Here is a 22,881-nt window from a genome sequence, read left to right as displayed (position 1 = left end):
TTCCGTGTTTTTTGAAAATCTCGGCAACCAATTTCATGCTCAAATTGATGAGAAAGGTTACGGACTTACATACTCGAACTTCACTGCGTCTGCATTGACGCAGTCATTGTTAGCATTATTCGTCAACTCTACATAGCCATTCGTTCCCGAGGTGAATGTGAAATTCCCCAAGGAGACCCATCCTGGACTCGGCGCAACCTGTTGATTAACATAATATATATGGTCACCAGTCGTATCGTGAACGTTGAACGGCGCATTAGTAGCCCGACTGATATTGCCATTCGGCAACTTGTAGTACACCTTATAAGTACCGGAATAGGGCAAGTTTGGCGTCCATTTTATCTTGTTCGTTCCATTTGTAGTTGATGCATACAAATAGTTAGCCCCATAATAATTCGTTAGGGTCGTGGATGACATCCATGTACCGGTCAGTTGGGCGGCTGTATTATCTACAATGACTTCTGAGCTATTCACGAAAACGATTCTCGGATCCGTGTCCACATTCAGCAACTGATTCTGATAACGTACAATCGGCTTCGTTCCGAAAGGAGAATCGATCTGTGCGGATACCAGTTGCCCGTTCGCCCATTCGATGCTCAGTTCATATCCGCCTCTTGCCTTGACGCCTACGATTTTACCGCTTGACCAGCCGGTCGGCAATGAAGGGAGCAGCTCAATTTCGCCGGCATGGCTCTGAAGGAACAACTCGGGAACATAAGCGCTAATCGTCTGATATTTATTTCTGTTAGGATCTATCTGAAATAACTTATGGGCTTGCAAAGCTTTGTCGGGTTCGCCGAGACGAGCCCACATATACGATTTATCGATGGTAGCTCCAGTCCCGCGCAATTCCATAGATTTCCTGGCTGCCTCGAACCAATTTGGGGTTCCCCGTTTCGTAAGCACATCGCGCAAATTTAGGCCAACCAGATGCGAAGCGTGACGATGTAAAGGATCCTTGCCAGGGTAGTCATTATTCCATTCTTTCAACTCTCCTTGACTTCCAATAGCGAATGGAAGAAGATGAGGGGTTGCCGCAGTGATCCGATTGATTAGATCCAGGTCATCTGCGCTATTTGCTTGCAAGACGCTTGCCGCTTCAAGCACATCACGGAAGAGTTGGCGAATGAGTGACATATCCATGGTGCTGCCTTGACTCACCGCAATTAGTGTGTTATCTGACAACTTGTATTTGTTTTCCGGTGAAGTGGACGGCGAAGTAACGAGATAACCATCCTTATTGGTGACGAGCAAATCTAGTGCAAATTCCGCCGCCCCCTTCATCAGCGGATAAGCGGTGTTCTGAAGGAACGTTTTGTCTTTGGTAAAAAGATAATGTTCGTATACCGTATTCATCAACCATATGCCGCCCATAGGCCAAATCGCCCACTCGTTATTCGTGTCAGCAAGCGGTGTCGCCGCCCATATGTCGGAGTAATGCGGCGCCATCCAGCCATCAAAGCCGAAATCCTGCTGCGCCGTTTGCGCGCCGCTGATCGCCAAATTTTTTATCCATTTCCATAGCGGGTCACCCATTTCAGTCAGGTTAGCGGTTTCAATATTGGCATAATGCTTTTCCACATTTTCATTAAGGAAATGCGATGAGTCCGTTTCAGGAATCCATTCGTGATTCCACATGCCTTGCTGATTACGGGGCCGGTCAGTCGTATTTTCGCGGGAAACTGAAATCATTTCATAGCGGGAGTATTGATAGGTTTTGATATAATCTAACGCGGTTCCTGTGTTTCCGTTTACTTCTACCCAAAGCCTCCGGAACAGTTTGCGATAGTCATCCAAATGACTATTCAAAAGTGTGCCGTACGATTTAACGAGAGCTTTATTCATGATTGCGGTGACAATCGGTGCAGGGTCATTCCCGCCTTGGCTCGGATTCGGGAGCGTGAATGGATCCTTGTAGCTGGTCGCATTGGCATAGGTCAGTATAATTTCACTTGCCCCCGAGATCGCCAAATTTCCGTTCGTCGGCGTGATGGTTCCGCCCGTCGTTTTCACTCGCAAACGGGAATCGAAGGTCATACCTCTGCCTGCCGCCCACAAGGAATTTGCTTTCCCCAAATTATAGTTCGCCGTGCCCGTCATGGTCATTTCATTGCCGGAAGACTGTACGGCAGCGTGGCCCGTCATTTCCGCCGGATACGTAAACCTGGCCGTCATACTCATCGGTTTGTTCTCGTTATTGGAAATCCGCATCACAATCACGTTGTCCGGATAACTCGCGAATACTTCCCGGGTATACGTCGTTGTGCCTACCTTATATTTCGTAGTGACCGTGGCCCGATCCAAATCGAGTTCACGGGAATAACTTGTAAATCCCGTCGTACCCGGCACATCAAGCATCAGCTTGCCAATCGGCAGGTACCTGGACGCGTAACTTCCTCTTCCCCACATCCCCTTTGCCGCTTCTTCTGCCGCTTTCAGCTTGGTTTCCCTGTACGTGACGCTCGTCGCCGTATCCGCTTCCGCCAGCAGACGACGGGTTTCCGCCAGCGCCGTAATTCGGCTGGCATTATGAACGTCGCCAGGTTCGCCGGACCAGAAGGTTTTGTCGTTAAGCTGCAACGTATCCGTGGCGACACCGCCGGCGACTCTCGCTCCGATGCGGCCGTTGCCGATGACCGTACCGCTAAAATCATTTCCGTTTGCTTCTGTTGTCCATGTATACTTGAGCTGTTCCCAATTTCCGGCTTTTTGTTTTGGAAGGGTTGTGGACCCGGAAATCGCGTAAGCCCCCTGTTGCCAAACACCGCTTGCAAGCAAGGATACGCCCAATGCTGCGACCAGCAATATCTTTATTCTTTTGATCATATTTGATCCTCCTCGGGAATTTTCTCATCATTTCCCAGAACTATTAAAGCGCTTACAAATCATGAGTAAAACTATATCCCGGCTTTCTAATAATGACGAGAGCCGGGACAATGATGTACTGCAGCCTATACTTGAATAATGCTGTTCAATATAACCTATTTAGAAGCAGTCTTGATCGCTTCGTCCGCCCGCTGTTTCATTACTTCAATCGTTTTATCCAATGCTTGCGCACCCAAGAAATATTTCTCGGCCTCTTCGAACAATGCTTTTCTGATTGCTGCCGAGCCTGTCGTAGTTGGGTTTACAGCGAGCGTATAGTTCGCTTTTATGACATTCAAGAACGATGCTTTATCGAAGTACTGACCTTTATCGCCAATCAACAGCTCAGCGACCTTGTTGATATCCGTCTTCAGATTAGACGGGATACGTCCGCCAGCAACCATTTCCAGGTTGCCTTCCGTCAAATACCAGGCAAGAAACTTCATAGCGGCTTCCTTGTTTGCGCTATGCGAATTGATCGAAAGCTTATCGCTGAGTCCGCCGCTGTTTACATTTTTGCCTTTCTCCATTTGCGGTACAGGTGCAAACGCGACCTGGAACTTGCGATTCGGGAACGCTTTCTCGTCCTTGATATAGCGGATCAGGTACGTACCTGCAAATGCCATAGCCACTTTTTCTTTGAGCAACTCTTCTTCCGGCAAAATTTTATTCGCTACTCCCTCTGCGTAGGGCCGTAATGCCTTGGCATCCAGCAGTTGCTTCTGAATTTCAAGTCCTTTCTTGAAGGCATTATCCTTGAAATTGGATGTGCCGTCCGCTGCATAATAGGCGTCGATCGGTTTGGCCGTCGTCAAAGTCTGAAACGCGAGCGGTTCCCAAGTCGGAGCGAGGAAAGCGCCGAATTGTCCCGGCTTCGTTAATTTTTTGGCTAAAGCGGCATAATCATCCCACGTCCAATCTACCGGAACGGGTTCGTTAATCGCATCCAGAGACGATTTATTGAACAACATGAGATTCAAAGATTTGGCGCCAGGCAAATAATATTGTTTACCTTTATTTTTCGCCAAGTTCCCGGAACCGATGACCCCATCTACGTCAAATCCTACTTTCTTGATCAAGTCATCCAACGGCTCGACCATGCCGGCGTTAATTCTTCGATCCATGATAGCATCGTTATAGTTGATGAAGAGGTCAGGCGCGTCATTGCTTGACAAGAGCGCGGTATCCAGCTTTGTATTGCCTGGATCGTCATTGACAAAACGTACATATTCTACTTGGATGTCTTTATTGGCTGCATTCCATTTGTCTACAACAGCTTTGGGACCACTTTCCTCAGGAGTGCCTCCCCACCATTTGAGCTTCACAGCTTGTCCTGCTTGCTTAGTGGCGGAAGGACTCTCAGAAGGCGTTGTTGTCTGACTGTTCGATGCGTTATCATTCTTTCCGCAAGCGCTTACCAGGATGGAAACGGAAAGCAAGCAAGCTGCACTCAAAACTATAAATTTCTTCATTTTATTGCCCCCTTGTAATCGTTTTGCTTACATAAACAATCATATCAGCAATACTTGGGCAACTTAATGATATTTTCTTTGATAGTTTAGTGTTTTTCTTAGTACTTTAAGGTTGATTTTCGAAATTCAAGCGGAAATACCCCTTCGATCTTCTTGAAATATTTGCTGAAATGAGTCGCATCGCTGTAGCCGATCATCTCGGAAATTTCGTAAATTTTATACGAAGGATTAAGCAGCAGCTCACGAGCTTTTTTCATCCTGACTTTCATCAAATAGTCGACGATCTTCTCTCCTGTTTCCTTTTTGAATAACACACTCAAGTACGTTTCGGCAAAGCCGACACGTCTGGCAATTTCGGAAACTTTTAAAGCGGTCGCATATTCCTGTTGAATAATATTCATCACTTCGATAATTTCCTGACGATACCGCGGCTTCAAGTCCAGTCGTATAAATTCGAGGGTTTGAATGGCCCACCCGCCAAACCATTCCGATATTTCTTGCAGCGTCTCCGCATTGCGAATGATATCATACGGATACCTTTCATTGTAGGAAGGTAAAACATAGAGATCCTTGCCTAGCTGCTCCAGCTTCTTTTCGAACAATAACAGCAGATGCAGCCACTTTTCCCTTATGAGCGCAGGGGGGACTTGGAACTGTTTCTGTTTTTCGTACCATGAATGAATGGCTTCCGCCATCTGTTCGGGTTTTTGATCGATCAGCGTATTCCAATAATCTTCCTGCAGGCTCTCGATTTTTGCAGCTGCTTCTGAAACAGTCCAATCCGTATCATAAAAATAATGAGCATCCCGATGATAGAATCTGCTTTGAAGCGCATGTTCCGCTCGGATGAATGCCGTATGAAGCTCATTCAGGTTTACGGCATCTTTGACAATCCCAAAACTTAGCGAAACTTTGGCAAATGCCAATGCTGCGGAATGCATTTCGACTAACATTTCTTCTGAAAACCGCTCCATTAATATCGCGAAACGGTCATTTCTGATTTCGATTAAATCGCCTTCTCCGTATTTTTTAACGATTTCTTTCAAAATATTGATGATAGTGAAGCTTAGCAAATGTTCGCTTTTAAATCTGTTTTCATCCACGATTTGTTGGTAATTATCGATGGAAGCACAGGCAACCCAATATGTTTGTTCAATGGAAATAGAGCGGATTTCGCAAATCAATCTATCCGTTTCCATATTCGTCCCCTGCTTGACGAGCAAATTTCTAAGCAGCTTTTCTTTCAAATCCAGCTCCAGTTGCTCCATTCTATAGGTTGCTTGGGAATGTATAACTCGATTTGCGTGTTCAATCTCGAGCTCCTTACGAATACGTAAACACTTTTGCAAGAGTTCGCTGGGTACCCAGGAGAGCTTCAAAATGTAATCGTTCGCCCCGATTTGAAGCGCCCGTTGCACATATTCAAAATCGTTATAACTGGACAAGACGATGATTCTCGTGTCCGGCCATCTTTCCCGAATGATGTTCATCAGCTCAATTCCATCCATTTCCGGCATACGAATATCTGTTAGTACAATATCGCAAGGACAGTTTTCCAGAATAGTGAGCGCTTCTAAACCATTTTCTGCTTCGCCTGCGATTTCAAAGCCATTTTCCTTCCAGGAGATCAACGTTTTGAGCGATAATCGCACGAGAATTTCATCATCTACAATGAGTACACGCGTCATTCAAATATCTCCTTTTGAATAGGCAGCGTAATTGTAGCCTTTAAGCCGCCGTAATGGGATAACCCTAATGAAATGCCGTACAGTTTTCCGAAATGCAGTTTAATCCGATTGTCTACATTCGAAACGCCGATACCGCTGAATTTTGCATTATTGCCATGGATCGTTCGCTCCTGAATGATGGCAAGCTTACTCTCCGGAACGCCTTTCCCGTTGTCCTCGACGGTAATGAGCATCCCGGATCGATCTTCCATGAGTTCAGCTTCAATCCATACGGTTAACGGCAGCCTACCGCCATGAATAATGCTATTCTCGACGAAAGGCTGCAAGCTGAATTTTAAAACCCGATTATCCATGAGCGCCTCGGGGACATGGATTTTGAGGAGGATATTGTCATGAAAACGGATCTTCTGCAGCGTCATATATAACTCCAAATATTCAAGCTCCTGCCTAAGCGTCACATATTGCTGCGTTTGTTTCATAGAAAATTCGAGAAGCTTGCCAAGCGCCGTAATCATGTCGCTCACATTCTGATTCGTACCCGAAAGCAGAGCCATTAATTTGATTGAATTCAGTGTATTATATAGAAAATGCGGATTGATTTGCGCTTGCAGCGCTTGAAATCGTGCCTCTTCTTTATTTTTCTGCTCCACTTCCAAATCCAAGATCAACTGATCCAGTTTCGCAACCATTTGATTAAACTCATGGCCTAACGCCGAAATTTCGTCTCTTCCTTTTACAGTTACAGCAGTTTGAAAATTTCCTCTACCAACTTTCCGCATAGAGTGAAGCAGTGAATAAATTGGCTTGGTCAGCCTAATCATGAGCCCAAGAAACAGGATCGTCCCCATGAGAAAAACAAGCAGGATGCCGATTAACGAGTGATTCCTCGATTGATCGAGTTGATTCGTAAAATGATCGTAGGACATAAGCTCCAGAAGGGTGAATCCGGCTTGCGAGACTTCCGCTGTATTGATGAGATATCTGTTCCCATTAATCACGGCTCTCTTTGAAAAGGCATTCGTCCGCGGTTGTCCTGATTGCTCTTCTTCGAAAATAAGGTTGTAGGGATTCCACTCTGTATCCCTAACCACGTTGTCGCTTGTTTGGATCAAAAATCTTGGAATGCCGCTATCCAGCCTTGCACTTTTTCCAAAAAACGTTTCGCTCGGAACGCCAATCGCAACAACCCCCTCTCCGTTCATGTTCCCGTCATCCTTGCGAAGAATACGCGACATGAGGACATAAGGTGTCTCTATACCTACTTGTGTATACCCGTGATCCGGGTTCATTTTATAAGATATTGACCAGTAAGGAAAACCTTTGGCTTGTTGGGCTTGCGTATACCATTCTTCTTCTATGATTGCATTGTTATCATAGTTAAAAAGCGTCGATACGGCAAACCGCCGACCATCCACAACCTGGAGGAAAGCCTCGCTGTTCAGCAGCAAATCACGTGTAGTTGTAAGCCTGTTTTGCAATTGTTTCATAGGGATAAACACATTATAATTGATGTTCAAATCCGAAAAATCGGGGCGATAAAACTGATTAAAGTCCGATTCGGCGAATAGTGCGGCTTTGACCATTCTTGCCGCCATTTCGTTCATCGTATTTGCCGATTGATCGACCAGTTCCTGGTTCGCGCTATATATCTTTTCTTCGAGCACACGCTGAGAATTGTAGGAATACATCAAGAAAATAACGAGCGTCGGGACGACGATAACGAGAATGAAATAAAAAATGAGTTTGCCCCTGATCGAGTTATAGGGGTTCCAATGGTTGATCAATAGCCATCCTCTCCTGATGTATGACATCCATTCTCATCAAGTATATCATTTGTAGGTAAGCCTTTGGTTGGTGGAAATGAAAGAAAAAAAGCCCGGAGAGACGTCTCTCCGGCTAAGGCTAAACATACTAGGCATAACAACGCACTTCGTAGATCGCAGCAGAAGCATCGCCATTCGTAGCTTCCACGACAATACGAATCTGGCTTGTTGTAACAGGCTGATCAAGGATATGTTTCTGCAAACGATGATAGTTTCCTTCTTTCCTTGCTACCGTCACCCATACATCGTTGATCCATGCCTGCACATCATACTGTTTAGGACACTGCGGATCTCGGTATAGCGGTGCATAATTATGAATTTCTCTCAGCAGATGCCCAGGGAAAGTCAGATGCACTTCCGATATCGTTTGCGGGCTTTCCCACTTCAACGCAAGCCATTGAGCGAGCGGTTGATTCGGATCCGAGCGCCATATATTGGTCGATTGGTGAGGGCGGGTAACCCCACTGATGACTTGCTCGGGACGATATGACTCCTGCGGAGGAGAAACTTTAAAGCTCAACGTTCCGCCATCTTGCATATAACGGCGCATTCTTCCTTCGCCCATATCGAAAGCAGCCGTATGTCCAGGAATCACTGTGCCGGCTGAATGCCATTCTACGTTAGGGTTTGTATCCAAATCCAATCGGACATAACCATCCTTCCGATTGTGGGCCAATTGCAGCGGCCAATCCACCCATACGCCTTGCGAGTTCGCCGGCACAATCAGTTCTGCTTCGGCGAGCGGCTGACCCGGCTCGGTTCGATAGTCCCAAATATGGTTAACTTCAAGCAAGATGGCTTTAACCGTTTGTTCCTCTTTCGTCGAATTGGACAAACAGACGGAAAGTGAGTCCATATTTCCCGAACCGATGGCAATCCATTGGCCTCTTCGGTGAGTCAGCGGTTCAGCAAGATTCGCGCGTCTTATCTTCTCTTTCTCGTTGCGCAGTCCATAGGTCTTGTCTTCCGTTTCCGGTCCGGCTCCATAAACAAGCGCTGAGCTGCTTGCCGATACCTGGGCCAATCGGGCCAAGTCGGATTTATCTTCATTCTGGATATTGGGCAAGAAGCAGCCGTCCCGCAGCAAGATTTGCTGAACATCACGAATTGCATCCTTATAAATATCGTGGACGGCGATTCGTTTCTCAAGCGCAATTGCCGCTCCTACGCCAACTGCTTGTCCCATCAAAGCGGTTGTAGCCATTACGCGAACCGTACCTAGCGCCGCATGCGTTACACTGACATTGCGTCCGGCCATCATCAGGTTATCGACATCTTTCGCCACCAGCATCCGAAACGGAATGCCATAAGGACCGCAGTAGCTCTTGCGGGCGTACTCCGATGTTTCGGGGTACCCTTCTGCGCTTGCGGGCTCCGCAGTAGGAGCAAGCAAGCCTCCCGGCGTATGAAGATCAATAAACCAACCGCCAAATGCGACTTCATCCGGGAATATCACATTATTGGCCGGATCATGCTCGGTCATGAAATACTGGCCGATGACTCTGCGGCTTTCCCGTTTGCCCGGTACTTGACCGATCCAATCCAGAGCATAATTGGCAGCCTTTTGTTTAATTTCAGAATCTTTGTTCTTCATCCAATCCCAAATCCCTAACGTGTGGCGGGTAAGCTCATGGCGGATCGTTTCATTGTCATAAATCGTATTCCAAGGGACGCCGATTTCAATCCACCAGAAGCCGGATTCCAAATCGTAAAAATGTCGTCCTTGTTTGTAGAAATAGTCCGGATTTTCATGCTTAACCGCCCACTCCGGCGCTTCGAACGGAACGGGACGTCCCATATCAACGGCACGGAAATGAATCGAATTTCCCATCGTATCGCTGCTTTCCTCAGCCGGCGCATGCGGCTCCCGGAACTCATCGAAGCCTTCGCTGCCCCAGCGCCATTCGCATCCTGCCTTGTCGGCAACGATAGCATCTCCCGTGCAGTCAATGAAGATGTCGCCTTCGATGTGGAGCTCTGTTTCCGCATTAGCGACGTTTGCCTTGATGGACTTAATCGTTCTATCGTCTGACTTCTCCACGTGCAGAACGGAGGTGTTTAAATAGAAAGTCAGATGATCCGTTCTAACCGCCATATCGTACATCACCATATCCGAAATGCTGTTAGTCCGGCCATTTTCACCGATATGCTCGTGATTGCGAGCTCTCTCTTCAATTAACAATTCAGAGATAATACCGGTCTCCCTGCCATAAGCATGGAACGCAGCAGCTCCGTGCGGGGTTACCCGAATTTCGGAAGACGCATTGCCACCGAAGACCGGGCGGTCATGAATGAGCACAGTTTTGGCTCCTTGACGGGCCGCCGCTACGGCAGCGCAAAAACCGGCCAATCCGCCCCCGCATACAACAACTTGATAGCTTTCCTTTTTGACCTTCATTGCGCATGTCTCCTTGTTATTTCAATTTGAGTTGGCTGAATATGTATAAAAAAGGCTAGCCTTTTAACCCCGTATTCGCGATGCCTTCGACAAACCATCGTTGGCATAGGCATACGATGATGACGAGAGGCGCGAGCGCAAGAACCGATGCCGCCATAATGAGTGGGTAGTTCGTGCTGTTTTCACCATCTGTATAGCTAAGCAAACCTAACGGTATCGTAAACAGGTCCCGGTCTCTTAACAAAATAAGCGGATTTTCGTACTCATTCCAGTGCCAGGTGAAGGTCAAGATCAATAGCGTGACCAAGGCCGGTTTAACGAGCGGAAGCGAAATTTGCCAATACATTCTCCAATAACCGGCGCCATCGATTTTGCTGGCCTCGAACAACTCTGTAGGCAATGTGCTGAAAAACTGCCGCATTAGGAAGGTTCCCAGAACGGTAAACATGCCAGGAAGGATGATCGCCTCATGCGTATTCACAAGATGCAAATAGTCGAAAAGTATAAATCTGGGGACAAATAGCACCTGAGGCGGAACGATCATAGTAGCCAAATATATCAGGAAAATCGTATCTCTGAACTTGAACCTCAGCTTTGCGAAAGCAAATCCGGCTAATGAACTGGTCACTAGCGAGCCTAGCACCTGTAAAAATGTAATTTTTATGGAATTTATATAGAACACATAATAAGGAACTTTACCGAACCAAACTTCGTGGTAGTTCGACCAATCGAATGCTTTCGGAATCCACCGAATCGGAAACTCGAAAATATCAGCTTGGTTCTTAAACGACGCCGACGCCATCCAGAGAAACGGGAGGACCATGAGAATTCCGATCGATAACAACAATACTGTAAGAACACTTCTAAGAAGCGTATTTTTTTGAGACAGACTGAGCATGTGCATAGCCTCCTAGTACTGGTCCTGCCATTTTTTTTGAGTTCTCCACTGTACGAGCGTGACCAGGAAAATAACCAGAAACAATAGCCAGGAAACCGTCGCGGAATAACTCATTTGGTTCAACTCGAATGCTTGCGAGTAAATGTAAAGCGACATCACCATCGTTGATTGAAGCGGCCCGCCATTCGTCATGACCTGCACGGCTGCGAAAACTTGAAGCGAGGAATTAATTAAGGTAATCGCTATCAAGAATGTAGTTGGCTTTAGCATCTTTATGGTAATAGCCGTAAATTGATTGAACGGTGATGCGCCGTCGATCGAGGCCGCTTCATACAGTTCCCTGGAAATCCCTTGAAGGCCGGCCATATACAAAATCATCGCATATCCGACGTAAGTCCAGATGGTCATGATCATAATGGCCATTAATGCGTAATCCGGACTCGCGAGCCAGCCAGGTGGATCTGAAATGCCGACCACTCTCAACAACGCATTAATCGGTCCTTCCGAGCTATTGAACAACACCCGCCATACAACGGAGATAGCCACCAAACTGCTCATATACGGAAGAAAAATAAGCGTCCGGATCCATGTTTTCAAATAAACATAATTGTTCAAAATGGCAGCTAATGCGAGTCCGATCGCTATTGCCACTGAAACCGTGATGACGGAAAATACGACGTTATGCTTCAAAGAGAGGAACACGTTCTTATCGTGAATTAGCCTCTCGATGTTATCCAATCCAACAAACACCAGCCCCTTTAGTCCTTGCAAATAGTTCCAATCCGTGAAAACCAGAATCATACTAAACAGCAAAGGAAACAAAATAAAGAAACCGAAACCAAGCAGATTGGGGAAGATAAATAAATACCCGGCCACATTTTCTCTCGTCTTCTCTTTCAAATTCATAGGTTCTACTCCCCTCTCCCTTTATACGCTAAGTATAATTGAGGCTTTGCCCTGTATGAATGGGATAAACTAAGCCGAATATGTGTTTTCCTTCGATCTTCTAAACGAAACAAGCTGACTCCTGTTGAACAGGAATCAGCTTGAGAGGTTCCAATCTTTTACTAGAATTAAGAACATAGAATCTCACTACAATTGCTTAGAAAACGCCATTACGCTTTGAACGATAGCATGCTAGCATAAAAAATGCAGTAAAAAATTGGAAGGAGGAATTTTTATGAATCGCACCAGAAGGAAACTGAACTGCCTGGCTTTGTTTATCTTCCTGTTGCTTGTTTCTTTTTTTGGCGGAAGTAATGCAAGCGCTTCCGAGACGTCAACAGAAAATATCTATGAATGTGAAAGCGTTGCCAGTAAGGCATCAGGCGGTACGCTGGCAAATTATCCGGATTTGAACAGCAGTGCCGGCGCTTGGCGTATGCTTTCAACATCTACCGTCGGCGCTTACGTCGAATACACGGTGAATGTCCCAGCTCCAGGTCCATACACCGTATTTGTAAAAAACAAAAAGGTAGACTCAAGAGGTATTTACCAGTTATCCGTCGATGGCGTCAACCAGGGCGGTACAGTGGATCTTTATGCAAGTACTCCACTATATACGGAAGTTAACCATGGTACAGTCAACTTTGCCTCTGGTGGAAATAAAACATTTAGATTTACGGTAACCGGTAAGAATTCCAGCAGTTTAGGGTATACGCTTGGCTTGGACGCTATAAGGCTGGTGAACCAACGCCAATCACAGCGCCTATGGTATACCGCACCTGCTGCTAACTGGGAAACAGAAGCACTCCCGATAGGTAACGGCAAGCTTGGAGGAATGGTTTTTGGCGGCACCGGCGCTGACAGAGTTCAGATTAATGAAGCAACCATCTTTAGCGGGAAAAAGGTACAGACTACACCAGCCAACTACACCGAATTTTCACAGATAAAGACGGCCCTGAACAACAATGATTTTGCTTCTGCAAAAACTCATTTTAATAATTGGCTTAGTAATGTGCCTACGGATTATGGGCCTGAGGATTTTGGAGAATACCAGAGCCTTGGCGATATCAATCTGACATTCGCAGGACATGAATCTGGTACAAGCAATTATGTCCGTGAATTAAACCTTAATACTGGAATGGCCAAGGTTTCGTATGAAAAGGACGGTAAAACTTTTACCAGGGAGTATTTTTCCAGCTATCCCGACAATGTGATGGTCATAAGGCTCACCAGCAGTGCCCCGCAGTCCATTACAACCCAGGTGTCCATGGCTAGTGCCCAATATAATATCGTGCAATCTTCAAGCGGAAACAATACGTTGATTGTCGATGGAAAAAACAATACAGGCGCGCTTAGCTTCCAGACCAGGATCAAGGTATTGCCGAGCGGCGGTTCCCAGTCCCTAACCTCCAATGTTGCGAGTGTGACCAATGCGGACAGCGTTACAATACTCATGTCCACTTCTACCACATACACCAATAATTGGCTTAACTATGCCGGAAATACGGATTATGCAGCGGATGTAACAAATGCCGTATATAACGCCGGAAATAAGACATATGAACAGCTCAAGTCAACACATACCTCGGATTATAAAAGTCTTTTCGACAGGGTCAGCCTTGATTTTAAAGGGGCCAGTATGGACGCCGTCCCTACCGACACACGTTTGACCAATTATAAGAACGGCTCTGCTGATCCAGGGCTGGAAAGTTTGTTATTCCAGTATGGACGTTACCTTCTGATCAGTAGTTCCAGACAAGGCGGCCAGCCTGCCAACCTTCAGGGAATATGGAACAACAGCAATAATCCGAAATGGGGTAGCATGTATTGTTTCAATATCAACTTTAACATGAATTACTGGCCTGCACAGGTTGCCAATCTGACCGAAACCCATATGCCAATGATCGATCTCATTGACAGTTTGAGACCCAGTGGCAGGGAAACGGCCAAAAATTATTTTAATATCTCGACAGGCTGGTTTGCAGCAAAGAAGACAGACGTTTGGGGCTTCACAATGCCTTACAGGCCGGCTGATAGCGGGCTTTTCATGGGTGGTTCCGGATGGCTTGCCCAGGATGTATGGGAATACTACAGCTTCACAAGGGATACCAACTACCTGGCAACCAAAGGATATCCGATTTTGAAGGAAGCAGCACAATTTTATCTTCATTTCCTTACGCCATCGGGCAACTTTTTAATCTCAACGCCTTCAACATCTCCTGAGAATTCATTTAAATATAACGGTGCTTCCTATCAGATGTCTGCAGGTACGGAGGTGGACCACCGGATCATTGAAGAACTTTTCAATAATACGATAACGGCAAGTACGATCCTTGGTGTGGATGACACGTTTAGATCTCAGCTTCAAACCGCTGTTGCTAAAATCCCGCAGCCGCAAATTGGCAGCTTAGGGCAAATCAAGGAGTGGTATCAGGGTGATTTTATAGAGGCAGACCCAACCCACAGGCATATTTCCCAGTTGTACGGCCTATTCCCCGGCAATACGATTTCACCGCTTACAACTCCGGCATTGGCAAATGCAGCTAAAGTATCCCTCAATAGACGCGGGGATTTAAGCACTGGCTGGAGTATGGCGTGGAAGATAAACGCTTGGGCTAACCTTCTGGATGGACAACGTGCCTATACGCTTCTAAACATGCAGCTTAAAAATCTGATATATAAAAATTTATTTGACACTCATCCGCCTTTCCAGATTGACGGTAATTTCGGCTTTACCGCAGGTATTGCTGAAATGCTCCTTCAAAGCACTTACGCTAAGCAAATACATCTTTTACCGGCAATGCCGTCAAATTGGCCCAATGGCAGTGTGAAAGGACTCAAAGCCAGAGGAAATTTCACTGTTGATATGGACTGGACTAGCGGGAGCCTCACGAAAGCTGTAATTAAGGGTTCTCCAAACGAAACAGGAACTATAAGGTATGGAACGTCGGTTATCCCATTTACTTTGGATAGCAGCGGTGTTTATACCTATATACCATAAGGATAAAGGAGTGAAGTTTATGTTAAAAAGAGCAATTTCAGGTGTAATGGTGGTGTTGCTTTTATTGTTCGGCACTATTTTTGGAATGCCGATGGCGACGCAGGCGGCAGGAAACACCTACTACGTAGCCACAACCGGCAGCGACAGCAATTCCGGCACAATAAGCAGTCCGTTCAAGACCATCGCAAAGGCTGCAAGTGTCATGGTTGCAGGTGATACGTGTATGATCAGAGGAGGTACATACAGGGAAGTCATTCAGCCTACCAAATCGGGCACAGCCGGAAATCCAATCACCTATAAGGCTTATGCCGGTGAGACGGTAACTGTAAGCGCCGCTGACAAGGTTACCGGGTGGACGCTTCATTCCGGGAACATATACAAAGCACAGATGAATTGGAGCCTGGGAATGGAGAACCAGGTGTTCGTTAATGGTGAGATGATGCACATAGCCCAGTACCCCAACTGGACGGATACCAACGTCTTCAATCCGGGTAGGGCAAACATGGATAGCGGTGCCGACCTAACAATCGCATATTCAGGCCTTAACAAGCCTGCCGATTACTGGAAGGGGGGATCCGTTTGGATTAGGGGGACGTGGACTGCCCAAACGACTACGGTTACCGCTTCAAGCGGAAATCAGATTACAATAGCGCCGCTTTCGTCTTCCGATGGCCGTTTTACAGGTCCATTAGCCGGCAGGGAATTCTTTATCTTCAATTTATTGAGCGAGCTTGATGCCGAACGAGAATGGTTTTATGACAGCAGTACCCAGGCCATGTATTTGTGGGCACCCGGAGGCGTAAACCCCTCTACCATGAATGTTGAAACGAAAAAAAGGATTTATTGTATAGACCTTACTGGGGTTTCCTATGTCAATATCGAAGGCCTGAACACCTTCGGAGGCACAATAAGAATGGCGGACAATTCATCCAACAATGTAGTGAAGGGGATAGACGCCAAATATATCTCCCACAGGATGAACCTTCAAAATGCATATGAAAAGGACGACACGGGGGTTTATGTGGGTGGCAGCAACAATACCTTGAGGGATTCCAAACTTGCTTACAGCTCCGGAAATCTCATCATCGTTGCTGGTTCGGACAATAAGGTTATAAACAATCTTGCACATGAAGCCAACTATATGGGAACTTACAATGCAAACGTATTTATAAAGGGCAAAAGACATTTGATAAGCTATAATACACTATACAATGCAGGCCGGGATTTAGTGCAGCTACAAGACGTTGAAGCGGTTATTTTTGAGTATAACGACCTCAGCCTAAATGGATTATTAAACCATGATTGCGGCGGAATTTACGTTACAAAAGAAGATGGTGGAAAGACAGAGATCAGGTATAACCGCATCCATGACCTTACAGTTTACCAAGATACCGGGATCTATTTAGATCAGCACAGCCACAATTTTATTATCCATCACAATACGATCTGGAATACGGATTTCGCAGCAATTAAATCCAGCCAGCCAGGAAATTTTGTGCAAATATACGACAATATGGTGGATGGGATTATTAAAAGTGTTTTTGGCAGTGCATTTAATAATGACGGATATGGAACCTGGATCTACAATAATGTTGCAACTGACGGCTATTTGATAGACGGAGATGCCTTCCGGTATGGCAATACAACTGTAGGATACAACCAGAACCTCTATCCTCCGGCAGGACAAAACTTGGCTAATCCACCCAATCCTACCTATGCGCCGTCAACGCTGCAAAACACAAATAGGGTTAAAAATGCCTTCTTTGACTCAAACCTTGATTCATGGACAAAAATCGGTGCACCAACGGCAGTTTTTTATAGTGCAACCTATGACCCTATTAACATCGATAATAGAGAAACAAGGTCAGGTTATGGAAGTGTACAGCTTGGCAGCGGGCAGAATGGGGTCGAACAGTTGATAACCGGTCTTGAGCCCAATACAACCTACGAATATTCAGCTTGGGCAAGGGTACCTTTCGGTGAGACTGTAGAGATAGGTGTCAAGGAATATGGCGATGCAACCATTTATAAAAACGTATATGGCAATTATCCAAACTGGACAAGGCAGAAGGTGCAGTTTAAAACAGGCCCAAGCCATACAAGCGCAAAGGTTTATATATGGAAGAGTTCTTCGGGTGCAGGTCTGTGCTATGGAGATGACGCGGGATTGATTGAGATGAATGATACTGTCCCCTTGATCGTGGATAACGGAGACCCCAATTACAGTGAAATAAGTGGTTCATGGTTAGACAGTAACTTGACCGGTTATAATGGAAGCACTACCAGGTACGCTCGTGAAGGTGCTTCGGCGAAATGGACCGCTCCCATTTCCGTAGCCAGAACTTATGATGTCTATATGAATAAGATCATTCATAGCACCTCCGATACCAATACGAAGGTCGAGGTGGTTCATGACGGTGTTACCAGTGCAGTCTATGAGGATTATTCCACCGGCACTCCTAGCTGGAAGTATATGGGTACTTTTACGATGACACCGGGGCAACCCAACTATGTAAAAGTAACCAGAGGCAATAACTCTCTTAGGGCAGATGCAGTAAAATTTGTAGCTTCCAATAATTCGTTTGACCCTGCAGTATTTTATAAAATTGTCAACAAGAAGAGCGGGAAACTATTGGATGTTGCCAATAGTACGAATGAGCCTGGTGCAAAGGCCATCCAGCTAGGGAATTTAGGCGGAGAAAGTAAGCGATGGCAGATTATGTATAACGGCAACGATTATAGCCTAGTAAACAAGAACAGCGGCATGGCGGTTGATGTTGCAGGAAGTGCGATAACGAGCGGTGCGGAAGTTGTTCAATCTCCATACTATGGAATTATCAGTCAAGGGTGGCAGATTGCCGCTGCCGGCAATGGTTATTATAAGATCATCAATACGAACAGCGGCATGGTTGCTGCCGTTAAAGGCGGTTCCACAGCAGACGGTGCGGAGATCATTCAATCGCCATACTCTGGAAACGATAGTCAGCTGTGGAACATCGTATTAGACACAGGTGGAGATGCGCAGATTGTGGATAATGGAGATGCCAGCTACAGTGAAGTAAGTGGGTCATGGGTAGACAGCAGCGTGATCGGCTATAATGGAAGCTCGTCCAGGTACAGCGTTAGCAGCGGTGCCTCAGCGAAATGGACTGCTCCCATTACCGCAGGCGGAACTTATGAAGTCTTTATCTATAAGACAATTAGCAGCAACTCCGATACCAATACGAAGGTAGAAGTGGTTCATAACGGTACTACCAGTACAAGCTATGAGAATTATTCCACCAGTACTTCAGGCTGGAAGCTGATTGGTACTTATACGATGACTCCGGGGCAATCCAACTATGTGAAAATCACCCGGGGCAATAAAACTGTCCGGGCAGATGCCGTAAAGTTTGTTATCGTTGATTGAGAATAAGAGTAGTCGTGTGGAGTCGGCTACCCAGCTAATGGGTAGCCGAACATAGACGGAATGAACGAATTGATTCGCATTTTTCAACTTGGATATCCGAGGCAAAAAGAAAAATCCATTTTACGGAAAATAAAAACCGACCGCTCAATAGCTTATATAGCTATGAGCGGTCATTTGACTCTTATTTTTTATTTGCCTTGCGCCATTCGTCAAGTTGTTTCTGAGCTTCTGCGGTAACTTTATCCAGTCCTGCTTTCTTTAGTTTATCGTTGATTTCAGCCATAATTTTATCCGGTTCGGCAGCTCCGTAAGTCAGAAGCGAATTTTCTACACTGTTGTACTGCTTTGTAATCGCATCGATTTGGGCCATCTCCGTTTTAATGGGATCACGATTCAAAACAAAGCCGATTAATGGGGAAACAATCGCTTCTTTGTTCACTTTATTCGTTTGCTCCCACACATCCTTAGGCTGCCCTGGACGAAGGAACATATTAAATTGACTGCCAAATTCCCAGTCCGTTCCCGGATTATATCCGCCATTTGGCAAGGATTCAATGGTTCTGTCGTCCACTTTCTTGTAATGCTTGCCATCAATACCTACACACAATAATTGATATAATTCTTTATCGGCAAATAATAGATCCAGATACATCATCGCGCGTTCAGGATTTTTGGAGTTTTGGTTAATCGCTGCCAAAGATGAAATTAAACTCGTATTGGAAACGTAAGACGGACTTAACTGAACATCGGTTACATCGTATCCTGCCCATCCTTTTGTATCGCCTTCATTGCCAGGCTTCACCGCTCCCGCAGGGAACATCCCATATTTCCCCGTTTTTTGTTCCGCTTTATAATCTTTAATCGTAGCTGCATCTTTGCGTATGTATCCTTTGTTGTACCATTCACGATTCATTTTGGCTAGTTCCATCGTTTCCGGAAGTTCATACAAGTTCTTAATCTTAAAATCATTATTTTTCACATTAATCACAAGCGGATTGGTCGTATCGCCCGCAACGGTGTCATAAGCGAGTCCAGTATCAATTTTTGAAAGAAACTCTGTGGTAACCGATGCGCCGCTCGTCGTAGGCACAATGCTAGGCTCATTTTGCTTCAGCTTTTCCAAAAATGGTTCCAAATCACGTAATGATTTAATCGTTGTTTTATCCAGTTTGTACTTATCGGCTAAATCCTTTTTAATTGAAAACCCTTTCATGGTCGCCATAATCTGATAGCTCGTTATGCCATATAGCTTGCCATTCACACGAGCTCCATCAAAAAATTGCGCAGGAATTGTTTCCTTGATATGCGCACCATATTTAGCCAGAAGATCGTCTAACGGCAGGAACGCGCCTTTCGCAACATTGTTATAAAAATTATTTGTCCAGTGAGCCGTGTACGTTAAATCCCAATCCTCGCCTGCCGAAATAATCACTTTCATCTTGTCGTCGTAATTGCCCCAGTCAATGGTGTTCAGTGTGATGGTCGTATTGATTTTTTCCTTGGTAATCTTGTTCATGGCCTCGACAACAGCTTTCTCATCTGGTTGCGGTGTGCCGACTCTGTAGATGGTTAGATTCACAGGAGCAAGCTTAGCAGGACTAGACGCCTCTGCCCCGCTTTTCGAACTCTCAGCTGGCGAAACCGCAGCGGTTGGCCCCTCCGTTGTTCCGTTGCTGCATCCGCTAATTAAGGATACTGCACATACGATTGAGAATGCGCTTCCAAACGCTTTTTTCATGTTTTTCATTTGTTTATCCTCCCCTAACTAATAAAGTTCACTTTTATTTGAAACCTTACGGTGTCAAACCAACGTTAAGCATCTAGCCTTTAATGGATCCGACTGTAATTCCTTTGACAAAAAATCGTTGAAAAAAAGGAAAAATGAATAACATGGGACCTGCAGCAACGACCGCCAGCGCAAAACGAGCTGATTGACTTGGCAAAACAATATTTGAAGTATTCGCTACGGACAGTGCGCTATTTAAAAAATCAATGTTAGACATGATTCGATAAAGCAAAAGTTGCAGACTGACATACTTGCCAGTGTCAATAAACAATAAACTTAGCCAATAATCGTTCCAATTTACCCTCGCTGGCCTGCTGCACTCGCAGGTTGTTTTTTGGTGTGACTTTATCATAGCTCCTATACCTATCTTTTCTAAACAACAAGTATATTGTTTTTCTATAATTCGGTGTGTAAAAATGAGTGATTTCTATAGAAACGAGCCCCTCAACGATTATGTGCATTTCGAAAATCAATTCAGAAGTTCGATCCTCTCACGTTAATGCTCTAAAAAAAATACGGCGCTTACCCCCGCATTTCGGGTGTAAACGCCGTATTCGTCCCTCTCTAAAGCCCCGTTGGGATCGGCCCATTCGCAGCCCTCCCTGGGTTTATTTTAAAATTTCAGCTGCCTGCTTGAAATCTTCGCCGATACCACATGCCCCGCATTTGCATTACTGTGCCCGATTTCGTTCGGAGCCGGGCCGACGTACGTTGATTCTTTTCCCTTTATCATCAAGAGCCCAGGCTCTAGTGTGATTATGGCATAAATGGGTTCTTCGTAGGGAACAGATTGTCTGAAAATCGGATGCTCCTCCGTAATTTCCTCAGAATACCGAATCGTATTGAACTGAGGCCCCAGGTAATGGTAAGAAATACTGTTCATATGAATGAAGTAAATATCGTCGATCACTTTGACGCCATCAAGATGATTGTGGCCATTCATACAAGCAATCACTTTACGGAAGCCCGCTGATTGATTGGCTTCCCGCAAAATCTCACGAAGTTTGTCGCTGTTATGTATACCGACGTTAGTTCCCACATGCGTCTCTTCCAGACTTTGATGGCTGAACAAAATCGTGTGTTTGTCCGTTTGGGACAAATCTTCCCTTAACCACTCTAATTGTTCATCTGTAACATTACTGACGGAATCTGCATGCTTGGAATAATTACCAAACGAATAATCAACATATTGACTGTCAACACGGAAATAGTTTGCATCCAAAACAATGAAATGGTAGTCCCCGCAGTCGAATGAATAGTAGTTTCGCTTCATGCCAAGATAGCTCATAATCGTTTGTTTATCACAGATATCCATGTCATGATTGCCTAGCACATGATAGTTAGGCCCGCCAAACTGTTGCCAAATGCCAAGAAACGGTTTGTTTTCCGGGGTCGGGAAACAAAAATCCCCCAACTGGATAATAAAATCTAAATCCTCTTTATTGGAATGATCTATAAATGCTTGAAGCCGATCGCTTGCTTTATACATCAAATCTTGATGAATATCGGTCATTAACCCAAATCGAATTCGGTTACGTTCCATACAAATTCCCCCAACAAGTTGATTAGGATGCACAATCAAGGAGCACAACTACTGGATTATAAGATTGGTTCATAGTTCCAATTATATGCGAAATATCGCATTTTTTCAATCGATATTGCTTCAATTTGCGTATAATTAAAATTAAAATGCATTTATATGCTTCTTTCGGTATTATGAAAACATAATAAAAACGCAAGCTAGGATAAGCTTGCGTTTATGATCGAAATATTATGTTTTTTGTAAGTCTCCAGAAGACTGCTGTCCATCAAAGAATCCGTTACAATCAAATCAATCTGATCCAATCCGCTAATATTCAGGTAGGATACCGTTTCGAATTTACTGGAATCCGCTACGACAACTTTCCGCTTGGCACTCTTTAGCATCGCATTAATGACCTCTGCCTCACCTTGGCGAAAATCAGTCAGCCCTTTCTCAAGGGAAATCGCATTGATACTAATGAATGCCAGATCGATATTGAAATTCATAATTTCCTCTTCCATCGAGCGCCCGTACAAGGAAAACTCCTCATGATTCAGATAACCCCCGGGAATAATAACTGTGAAACCCTTTTTCAGCGCCAAAATATCCGCGATGCGCAGGGAATTTGTTATGACTGTGAGCTTCTCGAAACGCGCGGCAAGCCGCTTGGCAACCTCGATATTGGTCGTGCCGGCATTGAGAGAAACAGCTTGATACTCCTTCACCAGCTCGACAGCGTACATAGCCAGTTCCTGCTTTCTTTCGTTCTGCGTAATTTTACGCTTGAAGAACGCCTGATTCGTCGCTACGTCTTCTCTTTTGGAAACAGCTCCTCCATGTACGCGTCTAAGCTTCTCCTCTTGTTCCAACCGTTCTAGATCCCTGCGTACTGTATCAAGGGAAACTTGCAGCAATGACTTCAATTCCACTACGGTGACTTGCCCTTTGGATTCCAGTTCCAATAATATTAAGCGATGCCTCTCTGGTGCAAGCATTTCATCATTCCTCCGTGTTTTTGCGTTTATCAGCATGTTTACCTTAAGTAAGGGTAACAAAAATGCTTCGTCGAGTAAA

The 22,881-nt window shown here is 45.3% G+C and carries 12 protein-coding genes; 2 read left to right on the top strand and 10 right to left on the bottom strand.

Annotation, left to right across the window (positions count from 1 at the left end; translation table 11 throughout):
- Positions 1 to 57: 57 nt before the first annotated feature.
- The 7 genes from LOZ80_RS36905 to LOZ80_RS36875 form a co-directional block, all read right to left on the bottom strand.
- A complete protein-coding gene (locus tag LOZ80_RS36905; RefSeq protein ID WP_238169139.1) occupies positions 58 to 2,826 on the bottom strand; it encodes a glycosyl hydrolase family 95 catalytic domain-containing protein in 2,769 nt (922 codons plus the stop codon).
- Between the two features lie 155 nt (positions 2,827 to 2,981).
- Positions 2,982 to 4,337, bottom strand: coding sequence for an ABC transporter substrate-binding protein (locus tag LOZ80_RS36900; protein WP_238169138.1), 1,356 nt, complete (start codon positions 4,335 to 4,337; stop codon positions 2,982 to 2,984).
- Between the two features lie 98 nt (positions 4,338 to 4,435).
- Positions 4,436 to 6,025, bottom strand: a complete 1,590-nt coding sequence (locus LOZ80_RS36895; RefSeq protein ID WP_238169137.1) for a response regulator transcription factor — start codon at positions 6,023 to 6,025, stop codon at positions 4,436 to 4,438.
- Positions 6,022 to 7,809: a sensor histidine kinase gene (locus tag LOZ80_RS36890; protein ID WP_238169136.1), complete on the bottom strand. Its 1,788-nt coding sequence runs from the start codon at positions 7,807 to 7,809 to the stop codon at positions 6,022 to 6,024. Before LOZ80_RS36890 ends, LOZ80_RS36895 begins: the two co-directional genes overlap by 4 nt.
- 127 nt (positions 7,810 to 7,936) lie before the next feature.
- Positions 7,937 to 10,246, bottom strand: coding sequence for an FAD-dependent oxidoreductase (locus LOZ80_RS36885; protein ID WP_238169135.1), 2,310 nt, complete (start codon positions 10,244 to 10,246; stop codon positions 7,937 to 7,939).
- Between the two features lie 55 nt (positions 10,247 to 10,301).
- Positions 10,302 to 11,144 carry a carbohydrate ABC transporter permease gene (locus tag LOZ80_RS36880; RefSeq protein ID WP_238169134.1) on the bottom strand — a complete coding sequence of 281 codons (843 nt, stop codon included), beginning with the start codon at positions 11,142 to 11,144 and terminating at the stop codon, positions 10,302 to 10,304.
- 12 nt (positions 11,145 to 11,156) lie between these two features.
- Positions 11,157 to 12,050 (bottom strand): carbohydrate ABC transporter permease, encoded by an 894-nt coding sequence (locus LOZ80_RS36875; RefSeq protein ID WP_238169133.1) that lies wholly within the window; start codon positions 12,048 to 12,050, stop codon positions 11,157 to 11,159.
- A gap of 274 nt (positions 12,051 to 12,324) precedes the next feature.
- Here LOZ80_RS36875 and LOZ80_RS36870 point away from each other — a divergent pair, with 274 nt between their 5' ends.
- Positions 12,325 to 15,090, top strand: a complete 2,766-nt coding sequence (locus LOZ80_RS36870; protein WP_238169132.1) for a glycosyl hydrolase family 95 catalytic domain-containing protein — start codon at positions 12,325 to 12,327, stop codon at positions 15,088 to 15,090.
- Between the two features lie 19 nt (positions 15,091 to 15,109).
- Complete coding sequence (locus LOZ80_RS36865; protein ID WP_238169131.1) at positions 15,110 to 18,499, top strand: golvesin C-terminal-like domain-containing protein; 3,390 nt, start codon at positions 15,110 to 15,112, stop codon at positions 18,497 to 18,499.
- Between the two features lie 181 nt (positions 18,500 to 18,680).
- Here the strand turns inward: LOZ80_RS36865 and LOZ80_RS36860 are convergent, their stop codons facing one another.
- The 3 genes from LOZ80_RS36860 to LOZ80_RS36850 all read right to left on the bottom strand — a co-directional run bounded on the left by LOZ80_RS36860 (position 18,681) and on the right by LOZ80_RS36850 (position 22,802).
- A complete protein-coding gene (locus LOZ80_RS36860) occupies positions 18,681 to 20,246 on the bottom strand; it encodes an ABC transporter substrate-binding protein (protein ID WP_238169130.1) in 1,566 nt (521 codons plus the stop codon).
- 652 nt (positions 20,247 to 20,898) lie between these two features.
- Positions 20,899 to 21,828: a metallophosphoesterase family protein gene (locus LOZ80_RS36855; RefSeq protein ID WP_238169129.1), complete on the bottom strand. Its 930-nt coding sequence runs from the start codon at positions 21,826 to 21,828 to the stop codon at positions 20,899 to 20,901.
- A 197-nt stretch (positions 21,829 to 22,025) separates the two neighbouring features.
- Positions 22,026 to 22,802, bottom strand: coding sequence for a DeoR/GlpR family DNA-binding transcription regulator (locus LOZ80_RS36850; protein WP_238169128.1), 777 nt, complete (start codon positions 22,800 to 22,802; stop codon positions 22,026 to 22,028).
- Positions 22,803 to 22,881: the final 79 nt, after the last annotated feature.

This window comes from Paenibacillus sp. HWE-109 (assembly GCF_022163125.1).
Lineage (GTDB): Bacteria > Bacillota > Bacilli > Paenibacillales > NBRC-103111 > Paenibacillus_E.
The sequence above is the reverse complement of the archived record's forward strand: the minus strand, read 5'-3'. Positions and strand labels throughout refer to the sequence as shown.

Excerpts from the sequence above, each read along its gene's own strand:
- LOZ80_RS36880 (WP_238169134.1), bottom strand. The coding sequence starts at position 11,144 with ATGCTCAGTCTGTCTCAAAAAAATACGCTTCTTAGAAGTGTTCTTACA.
- LOZ80_RS36870 (WP_238169132.1), top strand. The coding sequence starts at position 12,325 with ATGAATCGCACCAGAAGGAAACTGAACTGCCTGGCTTTGTTTATCTTC.
- LOZ80_RS36855 (WP_238169129.1), bottom strand. The coding sequence starts at position 21,828 with ATGGAACGTAACCGAATTCGATTTGGGTTAATGACCGATATTCATCAA.
- LOZ80_RS36875 (WP_238169133.1), bottom strand. The coding sequence starts at position 12,050 with ATGAATTTGAAAGAGAAGACGAGAGAAAATGTGGCCGGGTATTTATTT.
- LOZ80_RS36850 (WP_238169128.1), bottom strand. The coding sequence starts at position 22,802 with ATGCTTGCACCAGAGAGGCATCGCTTAATATTATTGGAACTGGAATCC.
- LOZ80_RS36860 (WP_238169130.1), bottom strand. The coding sequence starts at position 20,246 with ATGAAAAACATGAAAAAAGCGTTTGGAAGCGCATTCTCAATCGTATGT.
- LOZ80_RS36905 (WP_238169139.1), bottom strand. The coding sequence starts at position 2,826 with ATGATCAAAAGAATAAAGATATTGCTGGTCGCAGCATTGGGCGTATCC.
- LOZ80_RS36865 (WP_238169131.1), top strand. The coding sequence starts at position 15,110 with ATGTTAAAAAGAGCAATTTCAGGTGTAATGGTGGTGTTGCTTTTATTG.
- LOZ80_RS36885 (WP_238169135.1), bottom strand. The coding sequence starts at position 10,246 with ATGAAGGTCAAAAAGGAAAGCTATCAAGTTGTTGTATGCGGGGGCGGA.
- LOZ80_RS36900 (WP_238169138.1), bottom strand. The coding sequence starts at position 4,337 with ATGAAGAAATTTATAGTTTTGAGTGCAGCTTGCTTGCTTTCCGTTTCC.
- LOZ80_RS36895 (WP_238169137.1), bottom strand. The coding sequence starts at position 6,025 with ATGACGCGTGTACTCATTGTAGATGATGAAATTCTCGTGCGATTATCG.